This is a genomic window from Dellaglioa algida DSM 15638, assembly GCF_001434695.1.
Classification (GTDB): domain Bacteria; phylum Bacillota; class Bacilli; order Lactobacillales; family Lactobacillaceae; genus Dellaglioa; species Dellaglioa algida.
On record NZ_AZDI01000014.1, the window covers coordinates 1 to 19241 of the forward strand.

The window sequence follows — 19241 nt, forward strand, 5'->3', positions numbered from 1 at the left end:
TCATCAACACTCAAAAGTATAGAACCTTTTTAGTTAAGTGTGATAGGTGAGTTTAACACATGTATGTGGGCTTCGTTTAAGGCGGCTAAGTAACCCGCCAAAAATGTTCGTTGGATTGGGGCCTGTTCGCCATTTAACGTGAACACAACAACCCTGAAGACTAAACTTCCTTTGCCTAGATCGACAAGACCCAAAATATTTGGGCCATCTTTAATTTCAGGGTGAAGTGGAACTAATTGATCATTAACTTTTTGTACAATTTCGGTTATTTTATCAACATCATCGGTAACATCAATTCGAATATCGATGACGGCTCTCATATTGTTTCGAGATAAGTTACTGACAATTGTAATATTACGGTTTGGCACAAAATGTAAGATACCATCATAGTCTTCAATCTGTGTCGTTCGTAATCCGACAGCTACGATAGGGCCTTCGATAGTATTGATTCTAACGATGTCACCAACGTCAAATTGTTGTTCTAAAAGAATGAAAAATCCGGTGACGACGTCGGTCACAAATCCTTGTGCGCCAAGACCTAAGGCCACACTTAAGATTCCAGCACCAGCGATAAGTGTTCCGACTGGAACGCCAAGTACTGAAAGAATGGCATATAAATAAAAGAACAACATAACATAATGAAACAAATTTAATGTTAGAGAATTAATTGTTTCGACCCTGTTTGTTGAATATTTGCTGGACATTCGGTATTGAGCAAATGTTCGACGAATAATTTTTTTACCAATCCAATTTATAACGATAAATAAGAACGAGAAAAAAATAAGTGAAAATGCTAGCTCAACTAAATGGCTAATAATCGAATCCCAATCAATATCGGCTATGTAGCGTGAAATGAAATTACCCTGTTTCGTGACCGTTTTAAGTAAGGTGCCTAAAACTAAGCTATCCTTTGAAATATGGGTTAAAAAAAGATTGTTCAAAATACTGTTCACCTCTAAATCTATTTATTGATATCATCATAGCAAATATATGAGTTAATGTGTAATTTAAATGCTAAACTGCAGTATGGTATCGATTGCAGTTTTAAGGTTCGAATGCTATCCTATAAGTAGATTTTGAATTATTTTACATAAGTAAATAGGAGGAATAATTATGACAGTTGGACAAATTGCGGGATTAATTGCCGCTATTGCTTTTGCGGTTTTAGTTCTATTCATTATTTTCGTTTTAATGCAAATGATGAGAACGCTCGGAGAAGTTAATAAAAGTATTTCAGCAATTACCAGTGACGTTGATGGACTATCTGGTGAGGTTGAAAATATGCTAGTGAAATCAAATGTCTTATTAGACGATGTGAATGGTAAAGTGGCAACGATAGATCCGTTATTTCAGGCAGTTGCCGATCTAAGCGAAAGCGTGTCAGATTTGAATGATGCAAGCCGCGACCTAGTATCACATGTTTCAGCAACATCAAAAAAAGCTAAAGATTCTTCGGCTTTCATTAATGTTGGTAAAAAAGCATTTGATTTTTATAAAAATAGAAAAGCTTAAATCAAGGAGGGGTTAACATGTCAAAAAAATTCTTATTGGGGTTAGCAATTACGGGTGGAGTTGCCGCATATGCAGCTTCTAAATTAATTTCAGAAAAAACAAAGCAAGATATTAAAAACCAAATCGAAGAAAAAGCTATGGATGCACGTGATCGAGTACTGGAATATAAGGCGTATGCTGAAGATGCTAGTTACGATTTAAAAGATAAAATAGGTGATTTTGACGAGATAAAAAATAATATAAGTGATACAATCTCTGAAAAAAGTGACTTACTTATGAGTCAGGATGCCTATGCTAACGCTAAGGACGCATTGATCAATGCAAAAAATGATTTAAAGAATAAATTGGCTATGGAATCAGACGATATTTTTGAACAAATGACTGATTTAACAGATGAATTTTCAGACTTAGCTGATGAAGATATTTATGTTGATAGCAAGAGCGCCTTTGGTGAAGCTAAAGATGCTGATGAAGCAGAAGGAAAAGCCGAAACAATTTATCCCGACGGATGGACAGGCGAAAAATAAAGACAAAAAAAACTCATTACATTGTAATGAGTTTTTTTGTCTAGTGAAGTTCAATTGTTTTTAACGTTTTAGGCGTAACTGTAAAAGGTTCATTACCATTTTCGGTTAAGTAGATACAGTCTTCAATACGGACACCAGCAACACCAGGAATATAAATACCAGGCTCAATTGAGAAACACATGCCAGGTTTAAGTTCCATTTTATTTCCTTCCATAATTGAAGGAAATTCATGTTCACTCTGGCCCATACCGTGACCGAGACGGTGAATGAAGTACTGACCATAACCGGCATTAACGATAATGTCACGGGCGATTTTGTCTAAGTCCTCAGCAATCATACCGGGTTTAGCAGCAGCTTGTGCCGTTAATTGAGCTTCTAAACATACTTTATGAATTTCTAAAGATTTTTCATTTGGTTTACCAAAAGCAACAGTCCGACTTGCATCTGAGATATAACCGTCTGAAATGACACCTAAATCAAACAATGTCAGTGCATTTGGCTGAATTAAGTCCTTCTTTGGGAATCCATGAGGTTCTGCAGCATTTTTACCACTTTGTACGATAGTATCAAAGCTCATGTGCATAATACCTTGTTTCTTCATTGCATATTCAATTTCGGCAACGATGTCTTGTTCAGTTTTACCTTCTTGAAGAGCTTTAAAACCAACTTCAAAAGCAATATCTGCCCATTTTCCGGCAACTTTTAATTTTTCAATTTCATCGGGTGTTTTTATGACCTTAAGTGTTTCGATGAACCCCGTTGCGTCGGCAACAAATTCTGCGCTTGGGAAAATACGACGAATAGCATCATAACGTTCAACGGTTAAGCTACCTTTTTCAATGGCCCATTTTTTTGGTGAATTTTGACGTTTGTTGATTTCACTTTGAATGATTGCAAAGGCATCTTCATGATCAAGATAACCATAAACAGGGTATTTCCAACCTGTATCTTTGGCAGCTTCAACTTCGAGAGCCGGCGTAAATAAGAATGGATCTTGATCAGCAAATACGAAGAGTGCCATAACGCGCTCAATTGGATCACTTTCAAAACCAGTAAAATATTGGATACTCATTGGATCGTTGATATAAGCAATGTCTGTGCCATTATTGGCAAGCCATTGTTGTAAAGATGCAATATGTGACATGAAATCTCTCCCTTTACATTAGTATACTGCATTATAACATAGCTATAGAATAACGATGAAGAATTGTAATTTTCATTATATAAATTTTATTTTCATGAAAATAAGGTAAAAACGCTTGCAATTATCTTGAAAATTTGCTAAATTGTTCTAGTGCATGAAAACGGAATGAAAACTTGATATTTAAGTAATGAGAGGAAATAATATTAATGGATAAGCAAACAATAACAATTTATGATGTAGCAAGAGAAGCAGCCGTTTCAATGGCTACTGTTTCACGAGTGGTTAACGGTAACCCCAACGTTAAACCAGCAACAAGAAAGAAAGTTTTGGAAGTGATTGATCGTCTTGATTACAGACCTAATGCAGTTGCAAGAGGCTTGGCAAGTAAAAAAACGACGACAGTTGGGGTTATTATTCCCGATGTAACTAATATATACTTTTCATCATTGGCTCGTGGAATTGATGATGTTGCAACAATGTATAAATACAACATCATTTTAGCTAACTCTGATCAAAATGGTCAAAAAGAAGTACAGGTATTAAATACATTATTAGCTAAACAAGTTGATGGCATTATTTTCATGGGTAATCAAATTACTGATGAATTACGTGCTGAATTGAAAAGAAGTCGGACGCCAGTTGTCCTTTCAGGATCAGTTGATCCTACTGGAGAATTAGGTAGCGTAAATATTGATTACGTTGCGGCTGTGATGGAATCAATAACGGACTTAATTAATAATGGAAACAAACGCATTGCATTTGTTTCTGGTTCGATGGATGAACCAATTAATGGTGAATACCGTCTTAAAGGCTACAAGATGGCTCTTGAAAAAGCCGGAATCAAATTTGATAAAGAATTAATTTTTGAAACAGATTACTCATATCGTGCTGGCGAAACATTATGGCCAGCAATCGCTTCAAGTCATGCAACTGCTGCTTTTGTCGGTGACGATGAATTAGCTGTTGGTGTCTTAAATGGTGCTAGGGATGCTGGATTACGTGTGCCAGAAGATTTTGAAATTATTACAAGTAATGATTCAAAATTAACTGAAATTGTTCGACCTAAATTATCTTCAATTACACAACCTTTGTATGATTTGGGCGCAGTTTCAATGAGATTGTTAACAAAATTAATGGATAAAGAAGAAGTCAGTGAAAAGACTATTCTGTTACCATATGGCTTAATTAAGCGTTCTTCAACAAAATAATTTAATAAAAACTTGATTCTTCAATTGTTATTTGAAGTAAATCAAGTTTTTTTATTAGAATTTGGACGGAAAATTTATGAAAAATAAAAATAATATTTACTTCGCTTTGGCAGTACTAATTATTGTGATTCTATTTATAAGTTCATCGGAGACCTATAAACAGCAGACGTCTGTTCCATTTCTTGAAAAATATTTAGCTAATAAACCGTTTGAGAACTGGTTATCAAATGTGTCATTTAGTTATGCGGGTCAGGTTGAAAGTGTTCAACAAGTTGGTTATTTCAAATTTGTTGAATTTTTCATTCGCAAAGCGGCCCATTTTATGACGTATTTTTTAATGGCCGGTTTTATATTCTTGGGATTAAAAAATAGGATTAAAAAATGGCGTTATAGTGGATTTATTGCAATTGCTTGTGCCGCAATTTATGCATCATTTGATGAATTTCATCAAAGTTTGACGGGTGGACGATCACCCCTCGTTCAGGATGTAATTCTTGATACAATTGGTGCAACAGCAGGGGTTTTATTAACTATACTAATAGTGACGCTTTATCATCGAAGAAAAACCCGCAAGAACTAAATTAGGCTATTTCACGCGAATCATGTTGATATTAGCTCGTTATTTTGATACTATAATAAACGGTTAAAAGTAAAAATTCAGAAACATTTCGGAAAGAGGTAGGGAATTATGTCAGGACATTCAAAATGGAATAACATCCAGGGTCGAAAAAATGCACAAGATGCTAAGCGTGGTAAAATTTTCCAAAAATTATCAAGAGAAATTTACATGGCTGCAAAAAGTGGTGGCCCTGATCCCGATTCGAACCCCTCGTTACGCTTGATGCTTGATAAAGCAAAAGCTGCAAATATGCCTAAAGATAATATTAAACGTGCTATTGATAAAGCATCTGGTTCTGAGGGTGCAGATTATGAAGAAATCACATATGAAGGTTATGCACCAGGTGGAGTAGCCATTTTGGTTCATACTTTAACAGATAACCGTAACCGTACGGCATCAGAAGTCCGTATTGCGTTCACACGTAATGGTGGAAACTTAGGCGAAACTGGTTCTGTTAACTATATGTTTGATCGTAAAGGATACATTGTGATTTCTCGTGAAGAACTAGATACAGACGAAGATGCAATGTTTGAAGATGTTATTGATGCTGGTGCCGAAGATTTAAAGACATCAGAAGAATTATTTGAAATCTATACGGATCCTAAAGATTTACCAGATGTTCGTGCTTCACTAGAGGGTAAAGGCTACAAATTAGATACATTTGAATTAGTCATGGTTCCTCAAAACCTAGTACCAGTTCCCGAAGATAAAATTGAACAATTCCACCACATGATTGATGCATTGGAAGAAAATGACGATGTTTCAGAAGTTTTCCATGCTGGAGATTTATCGGACGAAGAATAAATTTTAAAGATAATCGTTCAAAAAATAAAAATACGCAAAAAAAGCCAAAACTTAAATGTTTTGGCTTTTTTTGCGTATTTCAATATGAAGAAGGGAGGAATATTGAAATGATTGAAACAGAAATGAATACAATTTTTAAAATCTGCGTTGAGAAGAAGGCAAGTGATCTTTATATAATTCCAAATGCCAAAGGGTGCTCAGTTAAGTATCGTATCTCAAACCAATATCATAATTTGGATACATATTCAGAAAGAAAGTTGATGCAAATGAATAACTTTCTTAAATTTAAAGCTAATATGATTTTGAGTGAGAATAGGCGGCCACAGTTTGGGGCTTTTCAATGGCAAATTGGACATGAACAGATTAATTGTAGGATTTCCAGCGTAGGCGATTTTTTAGGAAGGGAATCAATCGTTATTCGATTCATTTATTCGGAAACTAATATGCCGATAAACCGATTGTTGCCATATCAATTTGAAGAATTAGCCGGTTTATGCAAATCTAGTGGTTTAATTTTGTTTTCGGGTCCCATGGGTTCAGGTAAAACGACAACCATGTATCAACTTGCCGAAAAGATACAACGTCAGAGGACGATATTAACAATCGAAGACCCCGTTGAAATTTATAATACAAATTTTATTCAACTACAAGTGAACGATAAAGCAAATATGACATATGCAGAGTTATTGAAGGTTGGGTTGAGGCATCACCCAGACATTTTTATTATTGGTGAAATTAGGGATGAATTAACTGCTGATGCGGCAATTAGAGCGGCTATGAGCGGTCATTTAATTTTAAGTACCGTGCATGCAAGAAATGCGGCCGGTACAATTAAACGCTTAGAAAATCTTGGTGTTAGCCGAAGTGATTTAAAAGAATCATTGCAGGCGGTTAGCTACCAACGCTTAATTGAAACAACGCAGGGATCAAATGGCGTTTTATTCGATTTATTATCCGGTCAGAATTTAAAGAATATTTTTGATGGGACGGATAATCAAAAAATTCCGCTAGAAAGGTGGCACAAAAATCTTGCTGAATGCGTTAAAAACAACATTATTACATTGGAAACGGCAAGTCGTTATCAATAGGGAAAGGTGGACAATAAAAAAGCAAAGTGAATTTTTTGAAGTATTAGCGGATTTATTGGATGCCGGGTTTTCATTGAAACAAGCATTAACCACTACGACGAGATTATTTTCAACGGGTAAATTAGATATTCAAAAAATTGAAGCCGAGTTAAGTCATGGTGAGGCATTTTCGACGGGAATTAAACCTTACATTTCAAAAAGTTCATATTATCAAATTATGATTTCTGAAAAATATGGTGGATTAAACAAGAGTATTAATCAGTTAGGTAAATTAATGGCAGTTCGAGTTAAACAAAAGAAACAATTAAAGCAACTGTTGCAATATCCAATTATATTGATGGGATTATTAATTGCATTATATATTGGTATTCAGCAATTTATATTACCAGAAATTAACTATAGCCAACTGGGAACGACCTCGAACTCTGGAATCAAAGTAATCATTGTAAAAAGTATAATTGGTCTCTTTAGTAGCTTACTTATAGGTTACGGTATTAAAATTATTATTCGTGTTTCTAGGCAAACGACAATGAATCGACATGTTTGGTATTGTCAGATACCCGTAGTCGGCAAAATTTATAAAGATTACTGCCATTATTACTTAACTTTTAATTTAGGCCTACTGCTATCGAGTGGCTTGAATCTCAATAAAATATGTGATTATTTAAACCAATTTGATCAAGAATCGTTACTTCATCAACTGGGACGTCAACTTACACAACATTTTGAAAAGGGCGGTAATACTAAACAAATGATTGATAAGAACCCACTTTTTCCGAAGGAACTAACTATATTTCTTGAAAAGGGAAATACGTTAGAGGTGATGAGTCAGGAATTACTAATATTTTCTGAATTAACTTATCGAAAATTTGAATCATCTGTCGAAAAAATGATGGTTTATGTGCAACCAATTGCATTTATAATTGTGGCGGCTTGTATCGTTGGACTATATTTAGCAATCTTATTACCTATGTATCAAACAATGGAGGAAATTAAATGAAAAACAATCGAAAAAAATTAAAGGCATTTACACTTGTTGAAATGCTCTGCGTCCTTTTTATTATCTCTCTCTTAATGTTAATTATACTTCCGAATATTGGGCACCAAAGGACAAGTGCAAAGCACGTTAATGACGAAGCATTGGTCAGTGTAGTCCAAACCCAAGTTGATTTGTACGAAAATGAGACACACAATAAATCAATTAATTTTTCCGATTTAGTTTCAGAAAAATATCTCACTGAGAAGCAAGAGAAAGAAGCGCAAGCAAATCATATAGTTATTTCAAATAATGTCGTTAAAACTGAAAAATAAGTTATGCGCATTTAGCATGATTGAAATGTTGATTGCGCTGGCGGTTACTAGTTTATGTGGCTTATTGTTGATGGGACCGATGGATAGGGCATTGGCAACGTCTAGAGAAAAGCAATTTTGGCAAAATTTTGAACAGTTATGGCAAAGCGCGGTCATAGAATCACCGCTAAATAAGATGCCCAATATTATTAATTTTAATGAAAATAAAATGACTATCATCAATGGAAAAAATAAAATTAGTCTCAGTTATCCGAAGACTGTAACCGTAAAAAAACAGGTGACGATTAAAATCAGTAGAAGCGGACAGATAACCGGAAAGACGGTTAATTTTAAATCTACTTTACCAAATAGAAATCAAAAATTGGTTTTCCAAATTGGATGGGGCCAATTTATTAGAAGGGATGTAGAGTGATATGCGAAAGTTATCGGGAATTGTGTTAGCTGATGCCATTATGACGTTAACTATTGTGGCATCAGGATTTGGACTGTACGTTCAAACAAATCATACGTTACGAAAGCAAGCGGATTACTGGAATCATAAAACAACACTTACGAGAAATTTACGTGAGGTTAGTAAGCTATTAGTGATTCATCCAACGAGTAATTTAACAAAATTAGTTGAAGGTGATTTACAATGTGCCACTAAATCGGAAATTCGTATCCAGTCTGAGGAAGAATTAGTCAGCGTAAAATTAAAATGAAGGGGTTCTCACTGTTAGAGACCATTGTTGCCTTAGGAATATTTGTTATTTCTCTCAGTCTGATGACAACATGTTGGAAATTGTGTACAAGCCAATATCAAAAAAGTAATGAAAATAGTGAGTTTTCATTACAACAATGTATTAGTTTATTAGAGTCAGATCAACTAGATCTTAATATCATAGATGTTGGTAAATATACGGTTGCATTAAAGAATAATAAAACGGGCGCTAGATATTTTCTTAGTCAACATGGTGAGATGATTCAATTCATCGGGTTTTCGGGAGGACACGTGCCAATTTTATACCATGTTAAATCATTCTCAATCGAGTACGACGAACCTATTTTATTTTTGAAAATTAAACAAGAACATCAAAATAGAACTTTAAAATTGGTAATTCCGATGGAAAAGAAGGCTCAAAATGCAAAAAAATAATTTATTAGGTGGGCATCTAGTTGTCTCGGCTATGTTTTGTTTAATGATGATGGTTGTTTTATTAACGGGTCAATTAGCATATTTTTATGCGAAAATTACTAGTTACCAAAAAATATGTCAATACAATCAGGCAGAGACAATGAAAAATATGACTATTCTAAATCAGACATCCAAAAAAATTGATGAAACATTTTATTATAATCTAGGTACCGTCGAGTACCAGAAGAACGTTTACCGGATAAAACTAAAAAATGATGTTCAATATACATTTTTAAATGATAAAAAAGAAACTTAACTTGAATTGATAATTAAAAATCGTTAAACTGAAACGAGCAAATAAATTCAGGGAGTGATTTTATGTCATTAGAAGAAATTGAAATGAACTTTAATCAAATTAACGAAACAATTGATATTTTACAAAAAAGTTTAGAAATCACTTATTTAGATGCCTTTATTGAAACTAGCAATAACTTGTTAGACAATAAGTCCGCGCATGTGGAATCGGGTCTACCAAATGATCAAGATGTGAAGCTTTTAAATCAAATTTATAAAAAAATGAATCTAGAGTCATTATCATCGGAAGATGTACGCAAAGTTATTCAGTTAGTTTTGCTGAAGGCAACCAGACAAGAAAAAATTCAACCTAATCATCAAATGACACCTGATACAATTGGCTTTTTAGTGGCATTTGTACTTGAAAAACTGATGGGTGAGAAGAAAACGTTCAGCCTATTGGATATTACGGTTGGATCGGGAAACCTCTTAACAACTATTTTAAACCAAATGTCTACGGACAAGTTTGAAATATCTAAGGCATATGGAGTTGATAACGACGATACAATGCTGTCAATTGCCGGATTAAGTGGGCAATTACAACGGCTGAATTTGGATTTATTTCATCAGGACGCAATTGATGACTTAGTCGTTAAAAAATCTGATGTGGTTATTGCGGACTTACCAATTGGTTATTATCCATTGGATGAGCGGGTCAGTCACTTTGCAACACGTGCTACTGAGGGACATTCTTACGTTCACCATTTATTAATTGAACAATCGGTAAACTACTTGAATGATGGCGGATTTGGTGTCTATCTTGTGCCTACAGGTTTATTTGAAACTGAAGAAGCAAAAAAATTATTAGTCTACATTCAGGAAAATGCATATCTTCAGGGAATGTTAAATTTACCGGCTAATTTATTTAGTTCTGCCGGTTCACGTAAATCAATCTTAATTATACAAAAACATGGAAATAACAGTAAACAGGTAGACGAAGTGTTATTAGGAGATTTCCCATCACTAAAAGATGAAGAACAATTCCAAAATTTTGTTAAGACGTTAGATAAATGGATTCAAATTAATTTTAACAACAGATAAAGTGACTCATATTTTGAGTTACTTTTTTGTTTTGGTAATTTTTGAAGAAAATATGTCTTTTGAAATTGGCGAACGTCATGTATAATTTATCTAATTACATAGAGGGAGATTGATAGCAATGACAGACAAAAGTTCAGGTGACCATCATTCCAGGGGACTAAAAAGTCGCCACGTTCAATTGATTGCGATTGGTGGAACAATAGGGACTGGATTATTTTTAGGAGCTGGACAATCGATCCATTTGGCAGGTCCATCTATATTACTAGCATATCTCATTACGGGGATTGCATGTTTTCTTTTAATGCGATCACTGGGTGAGCTTCTACTATCCAATGTGGATGCACACTCATTTATTGATTTTATTTATGAATATTTAGGTGAAAAAGTTGGATTTGTTGCCGGATGGACTTATTGGATTTGTTGGGTAACAATCGCAATGACAGAGATTACCGCGGTTGGACTTTATATGAAGTTTTGGTTTCCCAGTTTACCACAGTGGATTCCCGGTATGGTCATGTTACTAATTCTTTTAGGGATAAACTTAGTTACGGTTGGACTATTTGGTGAAACGGAATTTTGGTTCGCACTTATTAAGATTATTGCCATTGTTGTATTGATTTGTATTGGTATATATATGGTCGTCGTCAATTTTAAAACATCGGTCGGGCACGCTAGTTTAACGAACCTAGTCAATCACGGTGGCTTCTTTCCTCAAGGAATTAAAGGATTTGTTCTATCATTTCAAATGGTATTATTCAGTTTTGTAGGTATCGAGATGGTTGGGCTAACTGCTGCTGAAACGGAAGATCCGATGAAGGTGATTCCAGAAGCAATTAATGAAATCCCGCTAAGAATTATTTTATTTTACGTGGGGTCACTTTTGGCAATTATGGCAATTTATCCTTGGAACATGATATCAGAGTCACAAAGTCCTTTTGTTCAAGTTTTTGAAAATATTGGGATAAAATCTGCAGCTAGTATCATTAACGTTGTTGTCATTACGGCTGCCGCATCTGCTTGTAATGGATCGTTATTTAGTACTGGAAGAATGTTATTTTCATTAAATTATGGTAAAAAAAATAAGTTTTCTAAAAAAATCAGTACACTTTCGCACAATCAAGTTCCCGCATTTGCATTAAAATTTTCAACAGCTGTGATTGCTATTTCAGTTATATTAAATATGTTTATGGCAGAATCTGTATTTACCTTTATTTCAAGTATCGCGACGACGTGTTTCTTGTTCATTTGGGGTACGATTGTTATAGCACATTTGAAATATCGTCGTAAAATTAAGCTAGAAAAGGCAGAAGAAACATTAGCATTTAAAATGCCACTCTTTCCTATGACGAACTACTTGATTTTGGCATTTCTGACATTTGTGGGTATCGTATTGTGTTTGAAGCCGGATACATTAATTGCGCTTATTGCCTCAATTTGCTGGTTGATTATTCTGTACGGTATTAAAAGTGTTCAAATGAAACTTGCAGATTAAATTTTTTGAAAGACCTAAGATTTATTAAGGTCTTTTTTTTGTATATTCGAGATATAAACTATAAGATTAAAGAATATTTAGGAAGAAGGGTGAAAAATATGATATTTTTTACGTCTGATACGCATTTTATGCATGGAAAATTACTTGGAAATAACGATTTTGCACCGAGACCGTTCAAAGATGTCAATGAAATGAATCAAACAATCATTAACAGCTGGAATGAAATTGTTACGGATGATGATTTAGTTTATCATCTTGGAGACGTTGCAGTTTTAATGGCTAATTCTGGTGGTAATGAGGCAATTTTTAAAATTTTAATGCAATTAAACGGTCGAATTACTTTTATCAAAGGTAACCATGACAATCGTTCAATCATCAATTATATAAAAAAACAAAATATTTTAATTAAAAATAAACCGAAATTCGAATTTCATGATGTTGGTATTTTATTAAAAATGAATCATCATCAACTTTTTTTGACACATTACCCCATGATGCTGGGAATTACAAATAATAGTATCAATTTACACGGGCACATTCACCACTATAGTGTGAATTCTGAGACAAATATTAATGTTGGTATTGACTCTCCAGAGGTTAGTTATCTGGAAAATCAGAAAAAATTTGGTGCACCGTTTACGATGGCTGAAATTGACGTCATGATTGCTGGTAAAAAAGAAGCATTAAAAAACCAAGATGAGGTGGATTGAAATCAATGGAAAAAATCACAATTTTACACACGAATGATATTCATTCACATTTAGAGAATTGGCCTAAAATCAGACGATTTTTACAATCAGAAAAAATTAATCTTGAGAGGCAAGGACAGACTGTTTTAACATTTGATATCGGGGATGCAATTGATCGTGTCCATCCGTTATCAGAAGCGACAAATGGTAAGGCAAATATAGAATTAATGAATACCGTGAAATATGATGCTGTTACAATTGGAAATAACGAAGGAATTGGGAACTCAAGAAGTCAGTTACAACATTTATACGACGATGCAACATTTGATATTATTCTTGATAATGTGGTTGATGGGGAAGTCGATAGTCGACCTTCATGGGCAACCGAATATAAGCTTATGGAAACTGCGGCCGGGACTAAAATTGGAATAATTGCATTAACGGCACCGTTTCCGATGACCTATGAGATGAACGGGTGGGAGTCTAATCAAATTGATACAGTTTTACCTGCACTTTTGAAAAAGTTAGTCGGTAAAGTCGACGTTATTATTTTGTTATCACATCTAGGGTTGGGCGTAGATAGAAAAGTTGCTCAAAAGTATCCTCAGATAGATATCATTTTAGGCGGACATTCACATCACTTGTTAAAATCTGGGGAAATAGTGAATGATTCATTATTAGCCGCGGCTGGTAAATGGGGGATGTACATTGGTGAAGTCTCTGTTGAGCTAGAGAACCATAATATCACCCAGAAAAACGCCCGGGTAATTGAAACGGAAAGTTTACCCGAAATTAGCAGTGACCAGGCAGAAATAGCGGGATACAGGTCGCTAGGAGAATCAATGTTAACATCCGAGGTTATTACAAATTTACCTAGAGATTTAAATACATCGTGGACTCAAAATTCGGAATTAATGCAAGCGGCGCTTAAAGCAATTGAATTAGGGACTAAAACGGATATAGCCATGTTAAATGGTGGATTGCTTTTGAAAAATCTACAAAAAGGTGTTGTCACTAAAAATGACTTACATCAGACATTGCCGCATCCAATGCGGGTGATTACGGTTAAACTAACTGGATATAATTTGATACGACTAATGCAGGAAATTAAAAAGAATAGGTCATTTCTTAAAAAATTTCCAATTAGGGGGATGGGGTTCAGAGGCCAATTATTTGGTGAAGTTGTGGTTGACGGATTGACGGAACAAGAAAATGGCGAACTTTTGTATCATAAACAAAAAATTATTCTGGATGCCTATTATACCTTTGCAACGGTTGATCATTTCATGTACATTCCTTTCTTCCCAACTATAGAAATAACAGGCGAAATCACCATAAATGGCAAAAAGTTTTTGAGAGATTACGTTGGGGACTATTTAAAAATGGAATTTTCTGTATAATGAAGTATGACTAAAGCAGTAAAAGGAGGTTTAAAATTTGAATCAAGCACAGAAAGAAAAACGAGAACAGCAGCTCGCAATCAAGGCAGAAAAATTAAAAGCCTACGCTAGTGATGTTGTTCGACAGAGTGAGACCAGAATAGTAATCGATAACCGTCCATATGATCTTGTTTCAAACTATAGAGATGGCTTCGAAATTGAAAAATTAACGGAACGGTTCAGCCAAATTTTAACAAAATATGATTATATCGTTGGTGATTGGGGGTATGATCAGCTTCGATTAAGAGGTTTTTATAAAACTGAAAATAAGAAAGCATACCGGTCACAATGTATCGATACCCTGGAAGATTATCTATATGAATATTGTAATTTTGGCTGTTCTTATTTTGTATTACACAATTTGGAAATACAAAAGCCTGAACCAGTTTCTAATCCGAAAGAACGTAAAAAAACGATTAAGCCAGTTGGTAAAAGAAGAAAACAAGTAGTAAAAGCACATACGGCTGAAAAAAAATATCAAATTAAAAATAAAAAACCTAAAGCACCATTAAATAAAACGAAGCCTGTTAAAACGACAAAGAACGTTTCAAAACCGGTACCAAAGCGTACGAAGAAACACGAATTTGTGATTAGACAAAAAGATAAATCATAATTAAATGGATAAGGTGATAATAATGGCATATAAAGGTTATATGATTGATTTAGACGGCACAATCTATCGAGGAAAAGAAAAAATTGCGGCGGCAAAAAGATTCGTTGAGTCTCTTCAGGCACGTAATATAGCATTTTTATTTGTGACTAACAACACGACTAAAATGCCAAAAGATGTTGTTGCAAATTTAGCCAATAATTTTGATATTCATGTGACAGAAAAAGAAGTCTACACGGCTGCACTTGCGACGGCAGACTACTTAGATTCACTAGATTCCAATAAAAAAAGTGTTTACATCATTGGAGAGCATGGACTAAAACAAGCTATTATGGATAAAAATTTTGTTGTTGAAGAAACAACGCCTGATTACGTTATCGTTGGTTTAGATTCTGATGTTACTTATCATAAATTTGAAATGGCTACATTAGCCATCAAACGTGGTGCTAAGTTCATTGGAACGAATGCTGACACGAATATTCCAAACGAACGAGGGTTACTTCCCGGTGCCGGATCTTTAGTAAGGATGGTTGAGTGTACAACGCAGCAAGAAGCCACTTATATTGGGAAACCAGAGACAATTATTATGGAAGAAGCGCTGTTGAGATTGGGACTTGAGAAGAGCGAAGTCGTAATGGTCGGCGATAATTATATGACTGATATCATGGCCGGGATTAATTTTGGCGTTGATACAATGTTAGTTTATACGGGCGTTTCAACGAAGGAATTAGTAGCATCAAAACCGGTACAACCAACAATTCAAATGGATTCACTTGATGATTGGGATTTTGATAATGATAGAACGCGTTAAAAAAGTGGGGCAGTGGCTGAGTTTATATCTAGCGATTGTCTCTTTTTCTATTATAATCGTAATTAATAGTACGTTCATTTATAGATTTTTTGTGACCACATCACATCTAGAAAAAAAAGTTGGATTATCTCAAGCGGGATTGATGTCTGATTATAAAAGTTTGTTACGTTATTTTAATTACCCGTGGGTGGACAAACTGCAGATGACGCTACCTTCGTCGTATGATGGTATGCAGCATTACCATGATGTTAAGCAATTATTTTTACTTAATTATATTTGTTTTATTATTTTTGGGTTTATTGCAATAACATTTATTATTCGGTTAGTGAAACAAAAAGAACTGTGGAAATTAATTAGACCGTTTCAGATAGCAGCCACCATCCCTTTTATTGGTGTGTTTTTATTCTTCTTTAACTTTGAACACTATTTCATATTATTTCATGAACTCATGTTTAGAAATAATGATTGGATATTTTATCCACAACTAGATCCTATTATCCTAGCTCTACCAGAAAATTTCTTCATGATTTGTTTCTTGCTAGTCTTCATTCTGATAGAACTATGTTTTTTTATTGGAATTTACGTGGGTAAAAGAGAAATAAAAAGAACATTGAGAAGTTAGATTTTTCTAACTTCTCAATGTTCTTTTTATTTACTGAATTTTGCTTTGAGACCACCGAATACGGCTGGAATTAGAGAGATTAATATAATTCCTAAGACAACTAGAGAAAAATGATCCTGAACGGCTGGAATATTACCAAAGAAAAATCCGGCAGAACAACAAATTGTGACCCATGAAAATCCGCCTATTAAACTAAATCGTAAGAAACGAGAATACTTAAATCCACTACCACCAACGATGAAAGGAGCGAAAGTTCGTATAATCGGCATGAACCTGGCTAATATAATTGCGGGACCACCATGTTTGTTAAAGAACTGTTCAGTTCTGTTTAGATTATCTTGATTGATCAATTTACCGAATACAGCGTGTTCCGAAACTGAACTCCCTACTTTTTTTCCAATAAAGAAGTTTAACGAGTCGCCTAAGTAGGCAGCTGCAAGGAAAAGTCCCACGAATATCCAAATATTTAAATGGTAAATCGAATTTGCCGCCAAGGCGCTCGCGGCAAACAACAGTGAGTCACCTGGTAGAAATGGTAAAATAACAGCACCAGTTTCTATAAAAATAATGAAAAATAAAATAAGGTAGGTCCAATTCCCAAAGTTAGTGACAATACTGATTAAATGAGTATCTATATGTAGAACAAAATCGATGAAAAAATTTATAACGGACATAAGTATACGTACTCCTTTAATTTTTTGTATTTTGTTTTATCAGCTGAGTACTGTGAATGGTTCGGCTAGTCTTTGGGTTGATATAACTCAAAGCGCTAGTTACCGCAGTAGGAGCCTCACCGAAACCCGAAGTAATTAAAGCAACTTTACCCGGATATGAAACGATATCTCCCGCGGCAAAAATACCGGGAGTTGAGGTCTCCATTTCGGAATTCACAGATAACAACTTTTTATTCATAAGTAATCCCCATTTACGAATAATTTTATTATCGGATAAATAACCATAATTCACAAGTAAATTATCAACAATTATTGTTTTATTAATATTATCTTTAGAATGCTTCAAAAGTATTGCAAGACGACCCTCTTTTTTAGAAAGTGATTGAATGACAAAGGGTGTTTCAAAGATGGTATTAGTTTCTTTTAACTTCGAAACGCTGTATTCCAAAGCCCGAAAGGTATCTCGACGATGAATCATGTGAATTTGATTAGTTATTATGGAAAGTTCATTCGCCCAGTCTATTGCGGAGTCGCCACCACCAGCAATGGCAATCTCTTTATTTGAGAAATTGTCAGGATTACTGATATTATAAAATAAAGACTGATCTTCGAACTCCGTTGCATTGGGAATAGTTAATTTTCGAGGTTGGAAAGAACCGATACCAGCCGTAATAATGATTGTTCTACTATATGTAATACGTTTAGAAGTTTGAATTTTAAAAAAATCGGCTTCCTTCACAAAAGATAGAACAGTCTCGTTTAATTTGATATCAGGATTGAATTGAGAAGCCTGATTTGAAAGCTGTTTAACTAAGTGTTCGCCAGAGATGCCGGCGAATCCGGCCACATCATAGATTTTTTTTGTGGGGTATAGCGTGCCAACTTGCCCACCTATTTCAGGAAGACTCTCAATAATCTGAGTTTTAGCTTGCCTCATATGTGCATAAGTTGAAGCAAATAGACCAACGGGCCCAGCACCAATAATGGTAATATCAAATATGTCTTTTTCTGTCATATTTTGTCTCCTAGTATTCTATTTGTTAACATTATAGTAGTATAACGCATAAAAAATATAAAGTAATAGTAAATTAGAACGAAATTGGGTACAATGAAATCATTAAAGTTTAAAGAGGAGGAACAAAAATTATGGCATATCCACAACTAGACTTAGAACACGTGACAGGTCCACAAGTTAAAATGGTTACAAATTACGGTGATATCGTAATTCAATTATTTCCTGAACAAGCACCAAAAACAGTTGAGAACTTTATCGGCCTTTCGGAGAAAGGATATTATAAAGATGTTATCTTTCATCGAGTGATTTCTGATTTCATGGTGCAGTCTGGTGACCCAACTGGATCAGGAATGGGTGGCGAAAGTTTATGGGGAGATTCATTCGAAGACGAATTTTCACCTGAATTGTTCAATATAAGAGGGGCTTTATCAATGGCTAACTCTGGACCTGCAACAAATGGTAGCCAGTTTTTTATTGTTCAAAACTCAAACGTGCCTGAACAAATGGTTAATCAACTAAAGGATGCTAACTATCCTGAAGAGGCAATAACAGAATATCAAAAAGGTGGTACTCCCTGGTTAGATTTTCATCATACCGTATTTGGTCAAGTAATTAGTGGAATGGACATTGTTGATAAGATTGCGAATGCAAAAACGGCAATGCAAGATAAACCCGTTGAACCAATTGTGATTGAAAATATGATAGTGACAAAATAAAAGGGATGAAAGTCCTTTTTGTTTTGGGATAGTTTAACATGAGAGGAAGAAACTTATATGGAATACAGAATAGGACAAGTAATTTCTGGAATCGTAACTGGAATCCAGCCATATGGCGCTTTTGTAACAATTGCAGAAGGTATTCAAGGATTAATCCATATTTCAGAATGTCATAACGGATATGTTGACAACGTATTGAATTATTTGAAAATAAATGAAAAAGTTAAAGTGCAAATTATTGATATTGATGAATATAACGGTAAAATGAGCTTTTCAATTAGGAATGTTTCTAAAAAAAATGCTAGTTTAAAAAGTTCTGGAGTTAAAATCAATCATAAATATTATTGGACTAATAGGTCCGTAAACACTGGTTTTGAAGCAATAGATAACAAAATAGATTTTTGGATAAACCAACAATTAGGAGATATTCAACGAAATGGGCTTGACCAAG

Annotated in this window: 25 protein-coding genes; 21 read left to right on the plus strand and 4 right to left on the minus strand. The window is 34.5% G+C overall.

Annotation, left to right across the window (positions count from 1 at the left end; genetic code table 11):
* Window positions 1-29: 29 nt before the first annotated feature.
* Window positions 30-941 (minus strand): mechanosensitive ion channel family protein, encoded by a 912-nt coding sequence (locus FC66_RS07355; protein ID WP_057974743.1) that lies wholly within the window; start codon window positions 939-941, stop codon window positions 30-32.
* Between the two features lie 172 nt (window positions 942-1113).
* Between FC66_RS07355 and FC66_RS07360 the strand changes: the two genes are divergently transcribed.
* Both FC66_RS07360 and FC66_RS07365 read left to right on the plus strand, forming a co-directional pair.
* Window positions 1114-1512 (plus strand): DUF948 domain-containing protein, encoded by a 399-nt coding sequence (locus FC66_RS07360; protein WP_057974744.1) that lies wholly within the window; start codon window positions 1114-1116, stop codon window positions 1510-1512.
* A 17-nt stretch (window positions 1513-1529) separates the two neighbouring features.
* Window positions 1530-2039: a hypothetical protein gene (locus FC66_RS07365; protein WP_057974745.1), complete on the plus strand. Its 510-nt coding sequence runs from the start codon at window positions 1530-1532 to the stop codon at window positions 2037-2039.
* A 40-nt stretch (window positions 2040-2079) separates the two neighbouring features.
* On the opposite strand, the gene FC66_RS07370 is transcribed toward FC66_RS07365, so the two are convergent.
* Entirely contained in the window at window positions 2080-3183 is a 1104-nt protein-coding gene (locus FC66_RS07370; protein ID WP_057974746.1) for a M24 family metallopeptidase, read from the minus strand.
* A 206-nt stretch (window positions 3184-3389) separates the two neighbouring features.
* Here FC66_RS07370 and ccpA point away from each other — a divergent pair, with 206 nt between their 5' ends.
* The 17 genes from ccpA (at window position 3390) to FC66_RS07455 (ending at window position 16385) form a co-directional block, all read left to right on the plus strand.
* The gene (gene ccpA, locus FC66_RS07375) at window positions 3390-4391 is read left to right on the plus strand and encodes a catabolite control protein A (RefSeq protein WP_057974747.1); all 1002 of its coding nucleotides are present in this window, start codon (window positions 3390-3392) and stop codon (window positions 4389-4391) included.
* A 76-nt stretch (window positions 4392-4467) separates the two neighbouring features.
* Window positions 4468-4971, plus strand: a complete 504-nt coding sequence (locus FC66_RS07380; protein ID WP_057974748.1) for a VanZ family protein — start codon at window positions 4468-4470, stop codon at window positions 4969-4971.
* 108 nt (window positions 4972-5079) lie between these two features.
* Window positions 5080-5814, plus strand: a complete 735-nt coding sequence (locus FC66_RS07385; protein ID WP_057974749.1) for a YebC/PmpR family DNA-binding transcriptional regulator — start codon at window positions 5080-5082, stop codon at window positions 5812-5814.
* 107 nt (window positions 5815-5921) lie between these two features.
* Window positions 5922-6902, plus strand: coding sequence for a competence type IV pilus ATPase ComGA (gene comGA / locus FC66_RS07390; RefSeq protein WP_057974750.1), 981 nt, complete (start codon window positions 5922-5924; stop codon window positions 6900-6902).
* Window positions 6844-7902 (plus strand): competence type IV pilus assembly protein ComGB, encoded by a 1059-nt coding sequence (gene comGB, locus FC66_RS07395; RefSeq protein WP_057974751.1) that lies wholly within the window; start codon window positions 6844-6846, stop codon window positions 7900-7902. The genes comGA and comGB overlap by 59 nt, the downstream gene beginning before the upstream one ends.
* A complete protein-coding gene (gene comGC / locus FC66_RS07400; protein WP_057974752.1) occupies window positions 7899-8213 on the plus strand; it encodes a competence type IV pilus major pilin ComGC in 315 nt (104 codons plus the stop codon). Before comGB ends, comGC begins: the two co-directional genes overlap by 4 nt.
* A gap of 16 nt (window positions 8214-8229) precedes the next feature.
* On the plus strand, window positions 8230-8625 hold the full coding sequence (locus FC66_RS07405) for a hypothetical protein (protein WP_146302684.1): 396 nt from the start codon (window positions 8230-8232) through the stop codon (window positions 8623-8625).
* A gap of 1 nt (window position 8626) precedes the next feature.
* Complete coding sequence (locus tag FC66_RS07410) at window positions 8627-8914, plus strand: hypothetical protein (RefSeq protein ID WP_057974754.1); 288 nt, start codon at window positions 8627-8629, stop codon at window positions 8912-8914.
* Window positions 8911-9348: a type II secretion system protein gene (locus tag FC66_RS07415; RefSeq protein WP_057974755.1), complete on the plus strand. Its 438-nt coding sequence runs from the start codon at window positions 8911-8913 to the stop codon at window positions 9346-9348. Before FC66_RS07410 ends, FC66_RS07415 begins: the two co-directional genes overlap by 4 nt.
* Entirely contained in the window at window positions 9335-9643 is a 309-nt protein-coding gene (locus tag FC66_RS07420; RefSeq protein ID WP_057974756.1) for a hypothetical protein, read from the plus strand. Before FC66_RS07415 ends, FC66_RS07420 begins: the two co-directional genes overlap by 14 nt.
* Before the next feature lie 62 nt (window positions 9644-9705).
* Window positions 9706-10722, plus strand: a complete 1017-nt coding sequence (locus FC66_RS07425) for a class I SAM-dependent methyltransferase (RefSeq protein ID WP_057974757.1) — start codon at window positions 9706-9708, stop codon at window positions 10720-10722.
* 118 nt (window positions 10723-10840) lie between these two features.
* Window positions 10841-12214, plus strand: coding sequence for an amino acid permease (locus tag FC66_RS07430; protein ID WP_057974758.1), 1374 nt, complete (start codon window positions 10841-10843; stop codon window positions 12212-12214).
* 98 nt (window positions 12215-12312) lie between these two features.
* Entirely contained in the window at window positions 12313-12924 is a 612-nt protein-coding gene (locus tag FC66_RS07435; protein ID WP_057974759.1) for a metallophosphoesterase family protein, read from the plus strand.
* Window positions 12925-12929: 5 nt separating this feature from the next.
* The gene (locus FC66_RS07440) at window positions 12930-14303 is read left to right on the plus strand and encodes a bifunctional metallophosphatase/5'-nucleotidase (protein WP_057974760.1); all 1374 of its coding nucleotides are present in this window, start codon (window positions 12930-12932) and stop codon (window positions 14301-14303) included.
* A 37-nt stretch (window positions 14304-14340) separates the two neighbouring features.
* Entirely contained in the window at window positions 14341-14955 is a 615-nt protein-coding gene (locus tag FC66_RS07445; RefSeq protein ID WP_057974761.1) for a YutD family protein, read from the plus strand.
* 22 nt (window positions 14956-14977) lie between these two features.
* Entirely contained in the window at window positions 14978-15763 is a 786-nt protein-coding gene (locus FC66_RS07450; RefSeq protein WP_420911481.1) for a TIGR01457 family HAD-type hydrolase, read from the plus strand.
* Window positions 15747-16385: a TIGR01906 family membrane protein gene (locus tag FC66_RS07455; RefSeq protein ID WP_057974763.1), complete on the plus strand. Its 639-nt coding sequence runs from the start codon at window positions 15747-15749 to the stop codon at window positions 16383-16385. The genes FC66_RS07450 and FC66_RS07455 overlap by 17 nt, the downstream gene beginning before the upstream one ends.
* 26 nt (window positions 16386-16411) lie before the next feature.
* On the opposite strand, the gene FC66_RS07460 is transcribed toward FC66_RS07455, so the two are convergent.
* Both FC66_RS07460 and FC66_RS07465 read right to left on the minus strand, forming a co-directional pair.
* On the minus strand, window positions 16412-17050 hold the full coding sequence (locus FC66_RS07460; RefSeq protein WP_057974767.1) for a VTT domain-containing protein: 639 nt from the start codon (window positions 17048-17050) through the stop codon (window positions 16412-16414).
* A 25-nt stretch (window positions 17051-17075) separates the two neighbouring features.
* Entirely contained in the window at window positions 17076-18074 is a 999-nt protein-coding gene (locus FC66_RS07465; protein WP_057974764.1) for an NAD(P)/FAD-dependent oxidoreductase, read from the minus strand.
* 131 nt (window positions 18075-18205) lie between these two features.
* Between FC66_RS07465 and FC66_RS07470 the strand changes: the two genes are divergently transcribed.
* Complete coding sequence (locus FC66_RS07470; RefSeq protein WP_057974765.1) at window positions 18206-18790, plus strand: peptidylprolyl isomerase; 585 nt, start codon at window positions 18206-18208, stop codon at window positions 18788-18790.
* A gap of 57 nt (window positions 18791-18847) precedes the next feature.
* Window positions 18848-19241: CvfD/Ygs/GSP13 family RNA-binding post-transcriptional regulator (locus FC66_RS07475; RefSeq protein ID WP_057974766.1), on the plus strand; the 394-nt coding region annotated here is incomplete at its 3' end.